Genomic DNA, 15391 nt, shown 5'->3' with positions numbered 1-15391 from the left:
GGTGTTATTTACTTTTCAACGGCTGCGGGATTTTTCTTTTTTTTCTTTTTTCCCCACCAGATAATGAAACCAGTTATGGGTAAGCTGGCGGCAATTAAACTCCCGAAAAAAGCCAGAATTTTTCCAGGCAAGCCGAGGATGGCGCCAACGTGGATATCGTAATTCATCCCAATTAATGCTTCTCCAGCATTTTTATCCGATTGATTTTTACGATGGAGTAATTTTCCTGTGTATTGATCAAATTGTAAAACATCGAAATTCCAGTAAGTTTCATTGCCGTGGTAGCCTGTTGCGTAGATGGTGCCTGCGCTACCTGCTGCCGGAGACATACCAATTCTATCAAAATCTTTAAACTTCAATTGGGCGGTATTAAAGGCGACATCGAATGGGTTTGCGGTAATATTTTTTGTAGTGTCTGATTTAACATCAGCTTGAACTGGAGGGGTGATACTTCGAGATGCAACTACATAAACAGTTGTTTGGAACCATTGGAAGGTCCAAACCATTCCGGTGAGTGCCAACACGAGGCAAATGACCATTACATAAAAACCGAGCACATTATGCAAATCGTAATTAACCCGCTTAAATTTTGCCCGCCATTTCACTTTGAAGCTTTTATCGAAGTTAGATTTTTTAAGGTTTTTCGGCCACCACATGACCATTCCGGAAATCAGTAGGAAGACAAAAATAAAGGTGGACCAGCCTATAATTTGTTGCCCAATGGGGTGGTTAATGAGAAAGCTCCAATGAAGCATTTTGATGACGGCAAAGAATTCATATTTATGATCTGCAACCAGCGTTACTTTTCCGGTGTAAGGATTAATCAATACTAAATCATAGTAATCTATGGAGTCGAAATACCAGAAAGCTTTTGGATCTCCGGCTTTATAGGTGCCAAATTCCCAGGCCCGGTCTGCTTCTTTGTAGGCTGAAATAAAGCTGATTTCTTTCTTGCCCCCCAGTGCTTTTTCTGCTGTTTTTTTTAACACTCTGAGCGGAAACGTTTGTCTGTTAATAGGTACCTCGACGAAGATTTCTTTCTTGTGAATAAATTCAGTAATCTCCTTTTGAAAAGCAAAAATACAGCCGGTAATACCCAGGTGGAAAACCACCAGGCCAGAGGCGATGCCAAGCCACAGGTGAAGCCAGTCGCTAATTCTTCTGATCTTCGACTTATTGGGTTTCTTTTGTACAGGTTGCTTTTGTGCCATCAATCTCATTTAATAACAATAACCAATTGCCAGTTTTAGCTGCCAATTGGTTATCAATAAATTCGGGTTTTCTTAATTAACCTGAGTAGTATAGGTAACCAGGTGCCAAACTTTTTCATAATCCTTACCATTCAACTTTCCGGCAGTTTTATCTTCTATAAAAGCTTCTACAAAATAATTGCCTTTTGCTGCTGGCTTGAAGGTGAATTTTCCATCTGCATCCGTCTCTGTCGGAATCGCTTTTCTTTCAGGATTTACGAGCGTTAGCTTTTGCTTTGCGAAAGGCGCTTTATTGTAAATAACCTGGTGAGCCGATGATTCGCCAACTTTTAAAACCTGCTTTTCTGGTCTGATGGTTAGTGCAGCTTCAGAAGGGAAAGTTGCGTTTATTTTTGATCCGCCAACGGCTACATCGGCGAAGGCATAATACATCAATTTGCCTTTTTCGTAAATATCGGCTACTTCATGTACAACCGATAATTTATAAGTGCCATTTTGATCAGGAGTAAAGTTGGCTTTGTAGAATCTTACCTCCGGCGCAGCCGATAGCACAGTGGTTTTTCCGTTTGGAGCAGTTAAGATTAACTTGAAAGATTTTAAGTTGCTGAACCATTTTGCTGCAGAATCCGGTTCATTGGCTTCATATTCTCCGAAGAAAATTTTCACTTCCTGTGCCTGTCCTTTTTTTCCTATTGATGAAGTTTCAATCCACATGGCATGTGAAAAAGCACTGGTTACGCTAAACGCTAAAAAGAAAAATAGTAATGATAATTTAGTTTTCATGTTATTTTGATTAAAGGATGAAGCCGGTAAAAACTATCTGACCAATTTTTACCGACATGATATTAAAATTTATAAGCTACAGTTACCCTATAGTTTCTTGGTGCCTCAGCTTGCCACGAATATGCAGGTTGATTATAATCAGGCGCATTCCAATAGCTGGTGTAATATGATCCGCTGTAGAGGTATTTATCCAAAAGGTTAAATGCATTTGCACTGATTCTTAATTTCTTATTTGCCCAGAATAAACCACCATCCAGCTTAAAATAATCCGGCAAGTTTTGCTCTGGGTTAGAAGGACTGAAGTTTGCCGTTGCACGATCAACCAAATAAGTGAAACCTCCGGAAATACCGAAGCCTTTTAGTGCACCATTTTGTAGGGTATAGGTTAACCAGGCGTTTGAGGTATGTTTAGCAAAGCCCGGAATTACCTGCCCCACAAAAAGCGTAGATTGTTGTACGCCATCTGCAACTTTGGTTACTTTACCATCGGTGTAAGCATAATTGGCGATTAAGTTTAAGCCCTTTACAATTTCACCGCGTAAATCAAATTCAATTCCCTGTGCCCTTTTCTCGCCCACCACAATACTGAAATTTTCTCCGGCAGCATTGAAAGGATCGGAAGCCAATTCATTTTGTTTCATGATTCTGTAAACTGATAAGGTGGTATTCCAACGGCCATCAAACCAGTCTTTTTTAAGGCCTATTTCTTTGTTATTTCCAGTGATCGGTTCGGCTGTAGAACCATCACGTAAGAAACCAGATTGAGGGGTAAAAGCCTCATCATATAAGGCATAAACTGATGTGTTTTTATCTACAGATACACTTAAGCCAACCCTTGGTGTTACGTGTTTTGCTTTATCTGCGGCGCCGCCATACGCAGATTGACTTACATAAGTGTATCGGCCGGCAAGCGTTAAGCGAATCCTGTTTTCCCAGAAACCTAACTCATCCTGAAGGTAACCGCTCAGGTATTTTGAACTAATTAATCCACCTGCATTAATTGCTCTTTGGGTAAGACTGGTATTGCGGTCAAAATTTGGATAGCCATTCGCCGGGAAACCATAATTTGGATTAGCTAAATCGAATGGGGCAGAGGGTAGATCTAAATCATGCGATTGACCCCAATCGGCCATATAATTTTTCTCGCCGCCATCAAAACCAGCAAGAATTCTGTGTACAATTCCACCAGTTTTTACGGTGCCATTAACAAATAACTGTGCTAATTTCATAGAACTTTCTGCATCCCAGATACCTACATTTCTGATAATCGTTCCGTTATTGTAGACTGCAGATGGCCATGAACTGGAACCGGTTTGTAAATACTTGTAATAAGCCGCCTGTGCAGTCAATTTCCAGTTTGAACCTAACTGTTGTTGCAGGTTTAAAGTGATGCTGTGGTCATTAATGCGGGTAGGTTGCACGCCTGGCTGCGTTAACGTGAAATCTCTTGGTAAGCTTGCATAGCCTTTTGTGCTAAACAGGTAGTAAGAACCCACTTCAGTCATTTTAGCATTTTGCAAAGTGTATTCTGCCGTTAATTTTGTGCTGGGTGTAATTTGATAACTTAATACAGGTGCAAAGCTATAGCGATCGTTATGTTCAAAAGGTCTGAAGGATGCTTTATTTTGTGCTGCTGCATTTAAGCGGAAGAGGAACTTTCCATCGGCAGTTAATTTATGATCAAGATCTATCGTTGTTCTGTATAAATCAAAGCTGCCAGCAGTGAATGAAACTTCACCCTGGTTTAAGCCAGTAGGTTTTTTGGTCACTACATTATACATTCCACTTGGGTCGCCGTTGCCCAGCATAAAACCAGCCGGGCCTTTTACAAATTCAATGTGATCTACAAAACTTAAATCTTCTGTTAGTGGCCCCCAGTAAGATGAAACCACATTAAATCCGTTTCGCATCGCCTGAATTTGAGATCCTCTCATTAGAATATTGGTATACATATCGCCCCAGTGTTCCAGGCGAACCGCGCCACTCACGTTTCTGATCAAACCATCGCTCATGCTGATGATTTGCTGATCTTTGATGGCTTGGTTACTCACAATCTGAATGTTTTGCGGTGCCTCTAAAAGCGGCTCATTGAGCCTCAGGGTTGCAGATGGCAAGCTTACCTTGTATTTTTCGTTAATACCGGCAATGGTTACATCTTCCAGCGCCTGATCATTTTCTTGCAGAACAAAATCGACAACAACATTTTCACCAGCCGCTATGGTTAAGCTTTTTTCTTCAGGCGTAATGCCAACAGCCGATGCTTTAATTAAATAAGTGCCTGGTTTTACACGGTTGATTCCATATTTTCCTTCATTGTCAGTAGTAGCACCCTGGCCTTTACCTTTCAGGCCAACAGTAATGTAGGCTGCAGGTTTGCCGTTAGACGTAGTGACCTTTCCTTTAATTGATCCAAGTTGTTGGCCGAAAGAAATAATGCTAATGAGCAGCATCCCTGCTGTTAAAGTAAAAATTTTCATTTTCTTAGAATTTGTATGTAATTGAAGCTGCATAAGTTCTTAAACGTTGTGGGTTTTGTGTGGTGAAACCAATCCAGTATTTTTCGTCGGTTAAATTGTCAACCTTTGCCGAAAACCTTACTTTTTTAAGGTCGTAAAAAGCGGAAGCATTAAGAACAGTATAAGCTGGCAAGGTATAAACGCCCATGCTTACGCTATTGATAACCTTGTTGTCGCTGGCATAATTACCACCAATCCCAAACCCTAACCCATTTAAGAACTGGTTGCTAAAACGGTAGCTGATAAATAGATTTGCAACATAAGGCGACATCGATGTGCCTGGTCTTCTGTTCAACACGTCAGCATCGGCTTCCGTAAATTTCGCATCGTTATATGCAAAACCTGCGTTGATATTTAATCCCGTAAAAGGGTTGGCAATTAAATCCACTTCTATTCCTTTACTTACCTGCGTGCCATCCTGAACCTGGGCATTAGCCGGATCTCGTGGGTCTGACCGCAGCACATTTTCAACCTTGATGTTATAGTAGCTAATTGTCGAAGACAGTTTTCCATCAAAGGCATCTAATTTAACACCACCTTCGATCTGGTTTGCACGTTCTAGTTTAGCTATTTCGGTAGCCAATACACCATTTACGGATGCCCGGTAAGCACCTTTGTTTGTGAAACTATTCTGGTAATTGGCGAATAAGGAAACCTGACCTTTAACTGGTTGGTAAACCAAACCAAATTTTGGAGAAAGTGCTTTTTGTGAGTAAGGCGCTACAGGGCTATACTCCAAACCACCTTTATTATCAAAATAATCAAATCTTAAGGCAGCTAAGGCAATTAGATTATCCGTAAGGTTTAAAACATCAGAAACGTAAGCACCATAAATATTGGTTTTAACATTTACGATATAAGGTGGAGCCATGTTTTGCTCGCGGTAACGTTGGGCTACAGTTAATCCGTTAAACTGGCTGTAATCAAACCCTGGAACATTAAGTGGCACAACATCAAACTGGCTGATTCCATTGAAATTGATAGTTGGGCTTTTTCTAAAAAAGTCAAATCCTATAACCGTTCTATTGCGAAGGTGACCAATGTTAAAATCGGCATTAAAATTTTGTTGTACGCCATATAACTGGCTGGTAGAACTTTCAGTAGATTGATCTGCTCTTACCAAATAATTGCTTTGGCCGGTAGCAGCAGGGTTTCCGGTTGCTACACTGTTAGGAAGCAGGTAAAAATAAGGTCCGTAGCCATTGGAGAAACTATGGCTGCTGGTAAATACCGTACTGGAGCTAAAATGATCTGAGAATTTATAATCTGCCTGTGCAAAAAAGTTGGTACTTCTGGAGGTATTTAATAAACCTTCACCCCGATAAGGCTGGTTATAGTCTAGTTTAGTTTCAGATGGAGAGGATGCGCCTAATGCTGCTGTTGGATAATAGAAGAAAAAAGCCTGTCTGCCAGAACTAACGGTATTAAATAATTCAGCATCTAAAGACAGTGTTAACTTTTTAGTAATCTTAAACAATAAGCTGGGTGCAACTGCAAAACTTCTGTCGAAGCCTACCCCCTGGAAATCATCAATATAATTATACGCTGCATTTAACCTGAATGCGATGTTGCTATCCAATGGTTTATTAAAATCCACACTCACGCGGCTAAAGTCAGAATTTCCCAATCCAACGGTAACTTCACCTGCTGTTTTAAAGAAAGGCTTTTTCGTTACCCGGTTAATTACACCACCGTACGAAGTTAATGCGCTGCCGAATAATGTGCCCGATGGACCTTTTAATACTTCAAGCCTTTCTAAATTGATGGCATCTATGCCACCAGTTACCAAACCTGCAACACCATTTCTTAGTGATGATTGTACGGTAAAGCCACGTAAACTAAAGAAGCTCCCGCCATCGCCACCTCGTCCGGTTGGTTCCCACATCTTTTGTAGACCTGGGATATTTCTGGTGGCATCATCAACAGAAAAAACCATTTGATCAGCCAATAATGCCCGATCTACAGCATTGTAAACTTGCGGATTTTCCAAATTATTAAGCGGCATTTTGGAAACGTACTCACTTTTTTTGGTCGCATATTTATTTGGCTTTCCTTGCTTAATGTTCACCTCATTCAACTGGTTTGAATTCTGGTTAATTACAAAGTCAACAGTTTGGTCTTCACCTGCAATAATCACAATGTTTTTTTCGATGGTTTCTACACCAACTGCCGAGACGCTGAGCGTGAAGGATCCTGGTTTTACCCGCTGAATTTCATAGTAGCCGTTTTCATTGGTAATGTTGCCTAAGCTTTTTCCTTTTAATCCAACGGTGATGTAAGCTGCTGGTTTTCCATCTGATGTGGTCACTTTACCTTTAATGGTTGCCACCTTTTGGGCAAAGGCCACTGTAGTGAACAGCAATAGAAGGGATGTAAAACTAAGGAGTCTGATTTTAAGCATGCTAAATTTATTTGGATTAATTCTAAACAGCCGCAAAATAACGGCAGAAAAAACTATAATCCAAATAATTTGTAACAATTCTAAATAGTGTCCGTTGTTGAAAACACGCTGATGTCCTTTACCTGCTGATGATCAGCGCTTAATGATAATTTTGGTTTTGATGATTTATAAATTGATTGGAAACTAAATGGCTTTAGTAAAAAGCAGGGAAATCGTATAAGCAGGTGCTTTTTATGTCTGTTTAGAAAGTAAATGCACCTGCTTTATGAAAATTATTTGATCTGTAATATTCTTAAAGTAAGTGTTTGTTCCGTATCATTAGCTGGGTTGGCCAAACCTCCGGCAATGATGTCGTAATGATAGCCAGCAACAAAGGCAGTACTTTCTGAAACCGCTTTGATTGTTCCGTTGGTAGTTTCTTTTAAATCGAGGGTAAATGTTCCCGGATCTACTGCTAAAAATCCACTTGCTGTTTTAAAGGCTTTATTAGTAATTAAGCTGGTTGTTGCACCTGTTTTGGCCAGGTCGAATGCAGGTGCATCTGGCGAAACATTAACTAATCTGATATAAGCTTTATCGGTAGCAGGTACACCTAAATCGTCTGTAATGGCCAAAAGGTCTAAACTGCCTGGCTTATTAATGAGGTAGAATGACTGGTAGGCATTGGCGCTAAGCGTAATTGTTTTGTCGAGTAAGCTTTCGGTAGAATTTTCTGCAGTAAATTTCAAAGTATAGGGGGCAGCGTTTTTTGCTATATAAGCTGTAGAACCTGTAAATGGCAATGCTGCGGTGGTAAGAGCAGATCCATTTAAAAACGCAAGATAAGTGCCGAGGGTCGGTGCCGTGTTGATCGCTCTAAAATTAGATAAGGTAGAATCGACAGTTTCTTGCTTTTTACAAGCAGTAAGACCGATTAAAAATGACAGGGCGAGGAAGGAATAGCATTTAAACTTTTTTAGGGTAAACATCATCATGAATTTTGGTTTTTAATTATACAATATGGTACTGCTGTAAACGACTATTAGTTGGTAATCGCTACAGCTTACAAATATTGAATTTGCAATGCTGATGCAGTGTTAAATGGTGTTAAGCAATGTTAAAGTTTAATTTGGTTTTTTAACAATGTTAAATTACTGGTGCGGTTTATTTTTTTAAATAGCGCTTAAATGGATATGCAAAAGGCGTTAGGAAATAATCACTTGAAAAATAATAGTCAGGATAGTTTAAAAAATTGTTACCATTTAATAAAAAAAACAGTTTATTATTGTGGAACTCAATTATTATTTAAACCTTTGCACCTCAATAGAGTTAAAGCCGTTTTTATACGCAAGAAATGATTAAGCAAATTTTACATAAACTTTCTGTTTTTTCAGCACAATTAGTGCCTGGGAAAAGTCTGTTTATTAATCGTTTCCAACCCGTATTTTACTATCCCACAAGCCGGCAAAATTTTACTCCACGTATTTAGTACTCCACTAAACGTAATGAGGAATTGATCCTCTCTAAAAACCCAATTAACAAGAATACTTATAATTTTTCGTTAGAAAACGAATGGATATTAACGAATTTATTGTGCAGGTTGCACTTCCTGAACATCGTGTATTTGCAGAAGAAATTGTAACCGAGATGGCCGAATCTGCGAAGGCAAGGGGTACAGGTATTGCAAAGCGCTCTCCAGATTATGTTGCTGGCAAAATGATCGAGGGCAAAGCGGTTATCGCTTTCCATAAAGATGGCACATGGGCTGGCTTTTGCTATATAGAAACGTGGAGCCACGGTCAGTTTGTGGCCAACTCCGGATTAATTGTTTCTCCCAAATTTAGAAAGGCAGGTTTAGCACACGCCATTAAAGAGCGTGTATTCGAACTTTCGAGAAGCCTGTATCCTAAAGCAAAAATTTTTGGTTTAACTACCGGTTTAGCCGTGATGAAGATCAACTCTGATTTAGGGTATGAACCTGTTACCTATTCTGAATTAACACAGGATGAAGAATTTTGGAAAGGTTGCCAAAGCTGCGTGAACTTCGAAATTTTAAAAATGAAGGAGCGTAAAAACTGCATGTGTACGGCTATGCTTTACGATCCGGCTACGCAAAAGCACGATGCTGCAAAGAAATTTGCTGAAGAATTACAAAAGAAACCTAAATTATACGAGCGCTTTATGCGCATTAAGCAACGTTTAGTTGTGAAGCCTAAACCAAGATCCGGTTTTAAGGCACTGATGTTTTTATTTACCCTATTATTTAATAAATAATGAAGAAGAAAGTTGTTTTAGCCTTTAGCGGAGGTCTTGATACCTCATTTTGTTGTATTTACCTGGCACAAGATCGTGGATTGGAAGTTCATTCTGTAATTGTAAATACAGGTGGTTTTTCTGACGAAGAATTGCAGGAGATTGAGAAAAGAGCTTATGCTTTAGGTGTTGCATCTCACGCTGTGGTAGATGAAACCGAAAGTTATTATGATGAATGTATCAAATATTTAATTTTTGGTAATGTATTAAAAAATGCAACTTATCCGCTTTCAGTAAGTGCTGAACGCGTAAGTCAGGCAACGGCTATAGCCAACTATGTGAAAAAAGTAGGTGCTGATTATGTGGCTCACGGAAGTACAGGTGCAGGGAACGACCAGGTGCGTTTCGATATGATTTTCAATATCCTGATTCCGGGAGTAGAAATTATCACTCCAATCAGAGATTTGAAATTATCCCGCGAAGCGGAAATAGAATATTTAGCCGAACATGGTGTAGAATACAGTGCAGAAAAAGCAAGATATTCTATCAATAAAGGTTTATGGGGAACTTCTGTAGGTGGAAAGGAAACGTTAACCTCTAATGAAACTTTACCTGAAAGTGCATGGCCAACCCAGGTTTCAGAAACAGAAGCCCGCAAAATCGAATTAACCTTCGAAAAAGGTGAATTAGTAGCTATTGATGGCGAAACATTGGAGCCCGTAAGAGCGATTCAGAAATTACAAGCCATTGCACAACCATTCGGTATTGGCAGAGATATTCATGTTGGAGATACCATTATTGGTATTAAAGGCCGGGTGGGTTTCGAAGCTGCTGCACCTGTCTTGATTATTAAAGCGCACCATACTTTAGAGAAACATACCTTAACGAAATGGCAGTTAAGCTGGAAAGAGCAATTGTCTTCTTTTTACGGTAACTGGCTACACGAAGGTCAGTTCCACGATCCGATTATGCGGAACATTGAGGCTTTCCTTACCGATACACAGAAGTTTGTGAGTGGTAAAGTGTTTGTTGAGCTATTGCCTTATCGTTTCCAGATTATTGGAATTGAATCTAACCACGATTTAATGAGCAACAAATTTGGTAGCTATGGCGAAATGAACAATGCATGGAGCGGAGATGATGTGAAAGGTTTCTCTAAAATCTTCGGTAACCAGGTGATGATTTGGCATAAAGTAAATAACGAGGCCTAGCCTCGGAGGTTTGAGGTATAAGGTTAAAGGCGTAAGGTTTAAGCGCCCAAACCCTAAGCCTTAAACCCCAAACCTTAAACCTTTTTAAATATGAAAATTAAAGCAGGAATAATAGGTGGGGCAGGGTACACAGGTGGCGAAATGCTTCGTATTCTGGTGAACCATCCAAATGTGGAGATTGCCTTTGTAAACAGTACCAGTAACGCTGGAAACTTAATTTCTGATGTACATACTGATTTAATCGGTGAAACAGAGTTGAAATTTGTGAGCGATATTCCGCAAGATATTGATGTATTGTTTTTATGCGTTGGGCATGGCGATGCTAAGAAGTTTTTAGCCGCAAATCCCATCAACGATAACATTAAAATCATCGATTTATCTCAAGATTTTAGGCTTGATGAAAATCGTAATTCCAAAATCTTAAATCGTAATTTCATTTACGGTTTACCGGAACTTAACCGCGATCAGATCAAATCTGCTAAAAATATTGCTAATCCAGGCTGTTTTGCAACCTGTATTCAACTGGGTTTATTGCCTTTGGCTGCAAAAGATTTAATTAAAAACGAAGTACACATTAATGCTACAACTGGTTCAACTGGCGCTGGGCAAAGCTTATCTACAACTTCTCATTTTAGCTGGAGAAACAATAATCTTTCAATTTACAAAGCCTTCGAGCACCAACACTTAAATGAAATTGGCGAAAGTTTATTGCAGTTGCAACCATCGCTATTACACGCGTTAAATTTTATCCCGCAACGCGGTGCGTTCCCTCGCGGAATTTTAGCCTCGATGTACCTGGAAAGCGATTTGACTTTAGCAGAAGCCCAAACGATCTACGAAGAATATTATAGCGCACATCCTTTTACCCATGTGAGCCGGAAAAATATCGATCTGAAACAGGTTGTAAATACCAATAAAGCATTGGTTCATCTTGAAAAGCATGGTAATAAACTTTTTATCATCAGCAATATTGATAACCTCTTAAAAGGTGCCAGCGGACAAGCCGTTCAAAATATGAATTTAATGTTTGGGCTGGAGGAAACGGCGGGGTTGAAGCTGAAGGCATCGGGGTTTTAGTCTAAAGCTGAAAGACCAAAGACTAAAGCGAAGGGAGCGAGACGTTAATAAAAAGATTGATAACAGGTTTTAAATTGCAATGAGCTTTAGTCTTTTTGATTTTACCTTTAAGCTTAAAAGAATGAGAGATTATCAAAAATTAGACGTTTGGAAAAAATCACATTTGATGGTATTGCATATTTATAATGTTGTTTTACCTTCATTTCCTGCTCATGAGAAATACGATTTACATAGTCAGGTAAAGCGAGCTGCTTACTCCGTTCCACTTAATATTGTTGAAGGTGCAGGACGGCGAACTGAAAAAGACTTTGCACACTTCCTTGACAATGCTTTAGGGTCAGTTCAGGAAATGGAATACGCATGTTTTCTTGCTAAAGATTTAGATTACTTAGAAGAAAGCAAATATTTGGAAATACAGAAAATGGCTGGAGAAGTCAAAGCGATGTTAATTGGCTTAATTAAACATTTGCGACCATAATATTCATCGATTAAATGCTACTGATTTTGCTTCCTGCTATATGCCATACTACAGGAGCTTTGGTCTTTGGTCTTTAGTCTTTAACCTCAAAAAAAATGAACCTATTCGACGTTTACCCACTTAACGATATAGAAATTACTAAAGCAGCAGGCAGCAATGTCTGGGATGCGAATGATCAAAAATATTTAGACCTATATGGCGGCCATGCGGTGATTTCCATTGGGCATACCAATCCGCATTATGTAAATCGCTTAACAGACCAGCTAAATAAAGTTGGTTTTTACTCTAACTCCGTTAAAATTCCTTTGCAAACGCAATTGGCAGAAAAATTGGGTCAGGTTTCTGGTAAGAAAGATTACCAACTGTTTTTAGTTAACTCTGGAGCCGAAGCCAATGAAAATGCTTTGAAACTTGCGTCATTTTATAATGGCAGAAAGAAAGTTATTGCTTTTACCGGTGCTTTCCACGGACGTACCTCTTTAGCAGTTGCGGTAACTGATAATCCAAAAATCGTTGCTCCGGTTAATCAGACTGACAATGTAATTTTCCTGCCGTTCAATAATGAAGTGGCTTTAGAAGAGACCTTTAAAGCACAGGGAAATGAAATTTCGGCTGTTATTATAGAGGGTATTCAGGGTGTTGGCGGAATTAAGGAAGCCTCAAAAAGCTTCTTACAAAAAATCCGTTCCCTTTGCGATGAATACAATGCTGTTTACATTGCAGATTCAGTGCAGTGTGGTTATGGCAGAACAGGTTTGTTTTACTCCCATGATTATGCTGGTGTAGAGGCAGATGTTTATACCATGGCAAAAGGAATGGGCAACGGCTTCCCGATTGCAGGCATTTCCATTGCTCCAAAATTTAAACCTTGGCATGGCGAGTTGGGTACTACTTTTGGTGGTAACCATTTGGCCTGTGCTGCGGCTCTCGCAGTTTTAGAAATCATAGAACAAGAAAATCTGTTAAAAAATGCCGAAGAAATCGGTAACTATTTAATCACTGAATTGAAGAAATTTGAACAAGTTGTAGAAGTTCGAGGTCGCGGGTTGATGATTGGCATTGAGTTACCTGCAGCACTCGCTCATGTTAAAAAAGAACTATTGTTTACACACCATATTTTTACAGGCGAAGCAAAACCAAATGTAATCCGTTTGTTGCCAGCGTTAAATCTAACTAAAGCACATGCTGATGAGTTTTTGGCGGCTTTTGCAAAGGAGGTAAAAGGTGTAGGGATTAAGGCGTAAGGTGATGAGAGACTACAAAAAACTCGACGTTTGGAAAAAGGCGCATGAACTGAATATGTTTGTCAAGAAAAACATTGCTACAAAGTTTCCGAAGGAAGAAAGATTTGAACTAACGTCTCAATTAACACGAGCTTCTTTATCAATCCCTTTAAATATTGTGGAAGGTTGTGGTCGATTTACTGATAAAGATTTCGCCCATTTCCTGGATACAGCCTTAGGTTCGACAAATGAAATAGATTATTGTTGCTTATGTGCTTCAGAATTGAGGTATATTAGTGAAGAAGATTATAAAAAAGTAAACCAGTCAATTAATGAGGTTAGAGCAATGCTAATCTCCTTCTTGAAATTTTTAAGAGCAGGCGCAGGGAAACCTTAAACCCTACACCTCAAACCTTATACCGTAGTAAAAATGAAACTTTTCACTTCCGTACATGATGTTCCAAGCATCAAACAATTTGTAAATGATGCGCTAGAATTAAAGGCAAACCCTTATGCGCATCAAGATTTAGGTAAGAACAAAACCCTGGGTTTGGTTTTTATGAATCCGAGTTTACGCACCCGGTTAAGTACCCAAAAGGCAGCTTTAAATCTGGGTATGAATGTGATGGTGATGAACCTGGATAAAGAAGGCTGGGCTTTGGAAACACAGGATGGCGTGATCATGAATGGGACCACTGTGGAACATATCCGTGAAGCTGCGGCAGTAATGGGGCAGTATTGCGATATTTTAGGACTACGCTCTTTTCCAAAATTGATTGATCGTGAAGAAGATTACAGCGAAGATTTCTTTAACAAATTTGTTAAATATTGTGCGGTTCCGGTAGTGAGTTTAGAAAGTGCTACACGCCACCCGTTGCAGAGTTTTGCAGATATTATTACCATTCAAGAAACGTGGACAGAAAAAGCTGATGGCGCAAAACCAAAAGTTGTGCTGGCCTGGGCACCCCATGTAAAAGCATTGCCTCAGGCAGTTCCAAATTCTTTTGCCGAATGGATGTGTAAAGCACAGGCTGAAGGAATGATCGATTTTACTATTGTCCAACCTGAAGGCTATGAACTTTCAAAAGATTTTACTAATGGTGCCGATATTCAATATAATATAGACGAAGCTTTAGCTGGCGCAGATTATGTTTATGTGAAAAATTGGAGCAGCTATGAAGAATATGGAAAGGTTTTAGCCTTCCCTGATGGCTGGATGATGGATAATGAAAAGTTAAACCTGACTAACGATGCCAAAGTGATGCATTGTTTACCTGTTCGTAGAGATCTGGAATTATCTTCTGAAATCCTTGATGGTCCAAATTCATTAGTAATTCATGAAGCTGGGAACCGTTTATGGGCTGCACAGGCAGTAATTAAGGCGATTTTGGAAGAATTATAAAAAGCAGAAAGACCAAAGCTTCCAGCATTTTGCTTTAAGCTTTAAGCTCAATAAAATGAAGCAACTTACTATTATAAAAATCGGCGGAAACGTAATTGACAACTCCGAAAATTTACATCAATTTTTATTAGATTTTACAGCTTTGCCCGGCGATAAAATCCTGGTTCATGGGGGTGGTAAAATCGCAACCGAACTTGGCGAAAGCTTAGGCATTGAAGCCAAAATGGTAGAAGGTAGGAGAATCACCGATATCGAAACGCTTCGGATCGTTACCATGGTTTACGCGGGGTTAATCAATAAAAATATGGTTGCCCAGTTACAGGCGAAAGGAAACAATGCGATCGGATTAACTGGTGCTGACGGAAATATCATTAAAGCTAAAAAACGTCCGGTAAAAGAAATCGACTATGGCTTTGTTGGTGATTTAGACGAAAATTCGGTTTCATCTGCTACTTTAGATAGTTTGTTAAAGGCAGGTTTGGTGCCTGTATTATGCGCCATTACACACGACGGCGATACACAATTACTTAATACCAATGCCGATACCATCGCATCGTCGGTTGCTGTGGCGATGTCTGCTTTATATGAAACGCGTTTGGTATATTGCTTTGAGAAAAAAGGGGTTTTAAGAGATGTTGCAGATGATGCGACGGTGGTTAGAGAGATCAGGGCAGATGAGTTCGAAGGCTTAAAAGCTGATGGAACAGTTCAAGGCGGAATGATCCCAAAATTACACAATGCTTTTGAAGCGATTAAAAAAGGCGTCTCTGCTGTTTATATCGGTAAAGCCGATGAATTGCCTGAACTTGAAAGTGGAATTTTTGGGACGAAAATGCTGATGTAAAGGTAGAGGGCAG

Annotated in this window: 13 protein-coding genes; 8 read left to right on the top strand and 5 right to left on the bottom strand. The window is 39.5% G+C overall.

Features of this window, described 5'->3' with window-relative positions; translation table 11 throughout:
- Window positions 1–8: 8 nt before the first annotated feature.
- From SOM16_RS02355 to SOM16_RS02335, 5 genes are all read right to left on the bottom strand, one after another.
- Entirely contained in the window at window positions 9–1211 is a 1203-nt protein-coding gene (locus SOM16_RS02355) for a PepSY-associated TM helix domain-containing protein (RefSeq protein ID WP_320462379.1), read from the bottom strand.
- A gap of 72 nt (window positions 1212–1283) precedes the next feature.
- Window positions 1284–1994, bottom strand: coding sequence for a DUF4198 domain-containing protein (locus SOM16_RS02350; protein WP_320462378.1), 711 nt, complete (start codon window positions 1992–1994; stop codon window positions 1284–1286).
- Window positions 1995–2056: 62 nt separating this feature from the next.
- Window positions 2057–4471 (bottom strand): TonB-dependent receptor, encoded by a 2415-nt coding sequence (locus SOM16_RS02345; RefSeq protein ID WP_320462377.1) that lies wholly within the window; start codon window positions 4469–4471, stop codon window positions 2057–2059.
- Window positions 4472–4475: 4 nt separating this feature from the next.
- Window positions 4476–6911, bottom strand: a complete 2436-nt coding sequence (locus SOM16_RS02340; RefSeq protein WP_320462376.1) for a TonB-dependent receptor — start codon at window positions 6909–6911, stop codon at window positions 4476–4478.
- 272 nt (window positions 6912–7183) lie between these two features.
- Window positions 7184–7885 (bottom strand): DUF4397 domain-containing protein, encoded by a 702-nt coding sequence (locus tag SOM16_RS02335; protein WP_320462375.1) that lies wholly within the window; start codon window positions 7883–7885, stop codon window positions 7184–7186.
- A gap of 577 nt (window positions 7886–8462) precedes the next feature.
- Between SOM16_RS02335 and SOM16_RS02330 the strand changes: the two genes are divergently transcribed.
- The 8 genes from SOM16_RS02330 to argB all read left to right on the top strand — a co-directional run bounded on the left by SOM16_RS02330 (window position 8463) and on the right by argB (window position 15378).
- Window positions 8463–9164 (top strand): GNAT family N-acetyltransferase, encoded by a 702-nt coding sequence (locus SOM16_RS02330; protein WP_320462374.1) that lies wholly within the window; start codon window positions 8463–8465, stop codon window positions 9162–9164.
- A complete protein-coding gene (gene argG, locus SOM16_RS02325; protein ID WP_320462373.1) occupies window positions 9164–10354 on the top strand; it encodes an argininosuccinate synthase in 1191 nt (396 codons plus the stop codon). Before SOM16_RS02330 ends, argG begins: the two co-directional genes overlap by 1 nt.
- A 90-nt stretch (window positions 10355–10444) precedes the next feature.
- A complete protein-coding gene (gene argC, locus SOM16_RS02320; RefSeq protein ID WP_320462372.1) occupies window positions 10445–11431 on the top strand; it encodes an N-acetyl-gamma-glutamyl-phosphate reductase in 987 nt (328 codons plus the stop codon).
- A 79-nt stretch (window positions 11432–11510) separates the two neighbouring features.
- Window positions 11511–11909 (top strand): four helix bundle protein, encoded by a 399-nt coding sequence (locus SOM16_RS02315; protein WP_320462371.1) that lies wholly within the window; start codon window positions 11511–11513, stop codon window positions 11907–11909.
- 95 nt (window positions 11910–12004) lie between these two features.
- On the top strand, window positions 12005–13153 hold the full coding sequence (locus SOM16_RS02310) for an aspartate aminotransferase family protein (protein WP_320462370.1): 1149 nt from the start codon (window positions 12005–12007) through the stop codon (window positions 13151–13153).
- A 4-nt stretch (window positions 13154–13157) separates the two neighbouring features.
- Entirely contained in the window at window positions 13158–13529 is a 372-nt protein-coding gene (locus SOM16_RS02305; protein ID WP_320462369.1) for a four helix bundle protein, read from the top strand.
- A gap of 33 nt (window positions 13530–13562) precedes the next feature.
- Window positions 13563–14534: an acetylornithine carbamoyltransferase gene (locus SOM16_RS02300; protein WP_320462368.1), complete on the top strand. Its 972-nt coding sequence runs from the start codon at window positions 13563–13565 to the stop codon at window positions 14532–14534.
- 55 nt (window positions 14535–14589) lie between these two features.
- Complete coding sequence (gene argB, locus SOM16_RS02295; RefSeq protein ID WP_320462367.1) at window positions 14590–15378, top strand: acetylglutamate kinase; 789 nt, start codon at window positions 14590–14592, stop codon at window positions 15376–15378.
- The last annotated feature ends 13 nt before the right edge of the window (window positions 15379–15391 follow it).

The sequence above is a fragment of the Pedobacter sp. CFBP9032 genome (assembly GCF_034045265.1).
In the GTDB taxonomy this organism is placed as follows: Bacteria; Bacteroidota; Bacteroidia; order Sphingobacteriales; family Sphingobacteriaceae; genus Pedobacter.
This window is presented reverse-complemented; position numbering and strand designations above follow the sequence as displayed.

Coding starts and splice junctions, on each gene's coding strand:
- SOM16_RS02355 (WP_320462379.1), bottom strand. CDS start 1,211: ATGGCACAAAAGCAACCTGTACAAAAGAAACCCAATAAGTCGAAGATC.
- SOM16_RS02350 (WP_320462378.1), bottom strand. CDS start 1,994: ATGAAAACTAAATTATCATTACTATTTTTCTTTTTAGCGTTTAGCGTA.
- SOM16_RS02345 (WP_320462377.1), bottom strand. CDS start 4,471: ATGAAAATTTTTACTTTAACAGCAGGGATGCTGCTCATTAGCATTATT.
- SOM16_RS02340 (WP_320462376.1), bottom strand. CDS start 6,911: ATGCTTAAAATCAGACTCCTTAGTTTTACATCCCTTCTATTGCTGTTC.
- SOM16_RS02335 (WP_320462375.1), bottom strand. CDS start 7,885: ATGATGATGTTTACCCTAAAAAAGTTTAAATGCTATTCCTTCCTCGCC.
- SOM16_RS02330 (WP_320462374.1), top strand. CDS start 8,463: ATGGATATTAACGAATTTATTGTGCAGGTTGCACTTCCTGAACATCGT.
- argG (WP_320462373.1), top strand. CDS start 9,164: ATGAAGAAGAAAGTTGTTTTAGCCTTTAGCGGAGGTCTTGATACCTCA.
- argC (WP_320462372.1), top strand. CDS start 10,445: ATGAAAATTAAAGCAGGAATAATAGGTGGGGCAGGGTACACAGGTGGC.
- SOM16_RS02315 (WP_320462371.1), top strand. CDS start 11,511: ATGAGCTTTAGTCTTTTTGATTTTACCTTTAAGCTTAAAAGAATGAGA.
- SOM16_RS02310 (WP_320462370.1), top strand. CDS start 12,005: ATGAACCTATTCGACGTTTACCCACTTAACGATATAGAAATTACTAAA.
- SOM16_RS02305 (WP_320462369.1), top strand. CDS start 13,158: ATGAGAGACTACAAAAAACTCGACGTTTGGAAAAAGGCGCATGAACTG.
- SOM16_RS02300 (WP_320462368.1), top strand. CDS start 13,563: ATGAAACTTTTCACTTCCGTACATGATGTTCCAAGCATCAAACAATTT.
- argB (WP_320462367.1), top strand. CDS start 14,590: ATGAAGCAACTTACTATTATAAAAATCGGCGGAAACGTAATTGACAAC.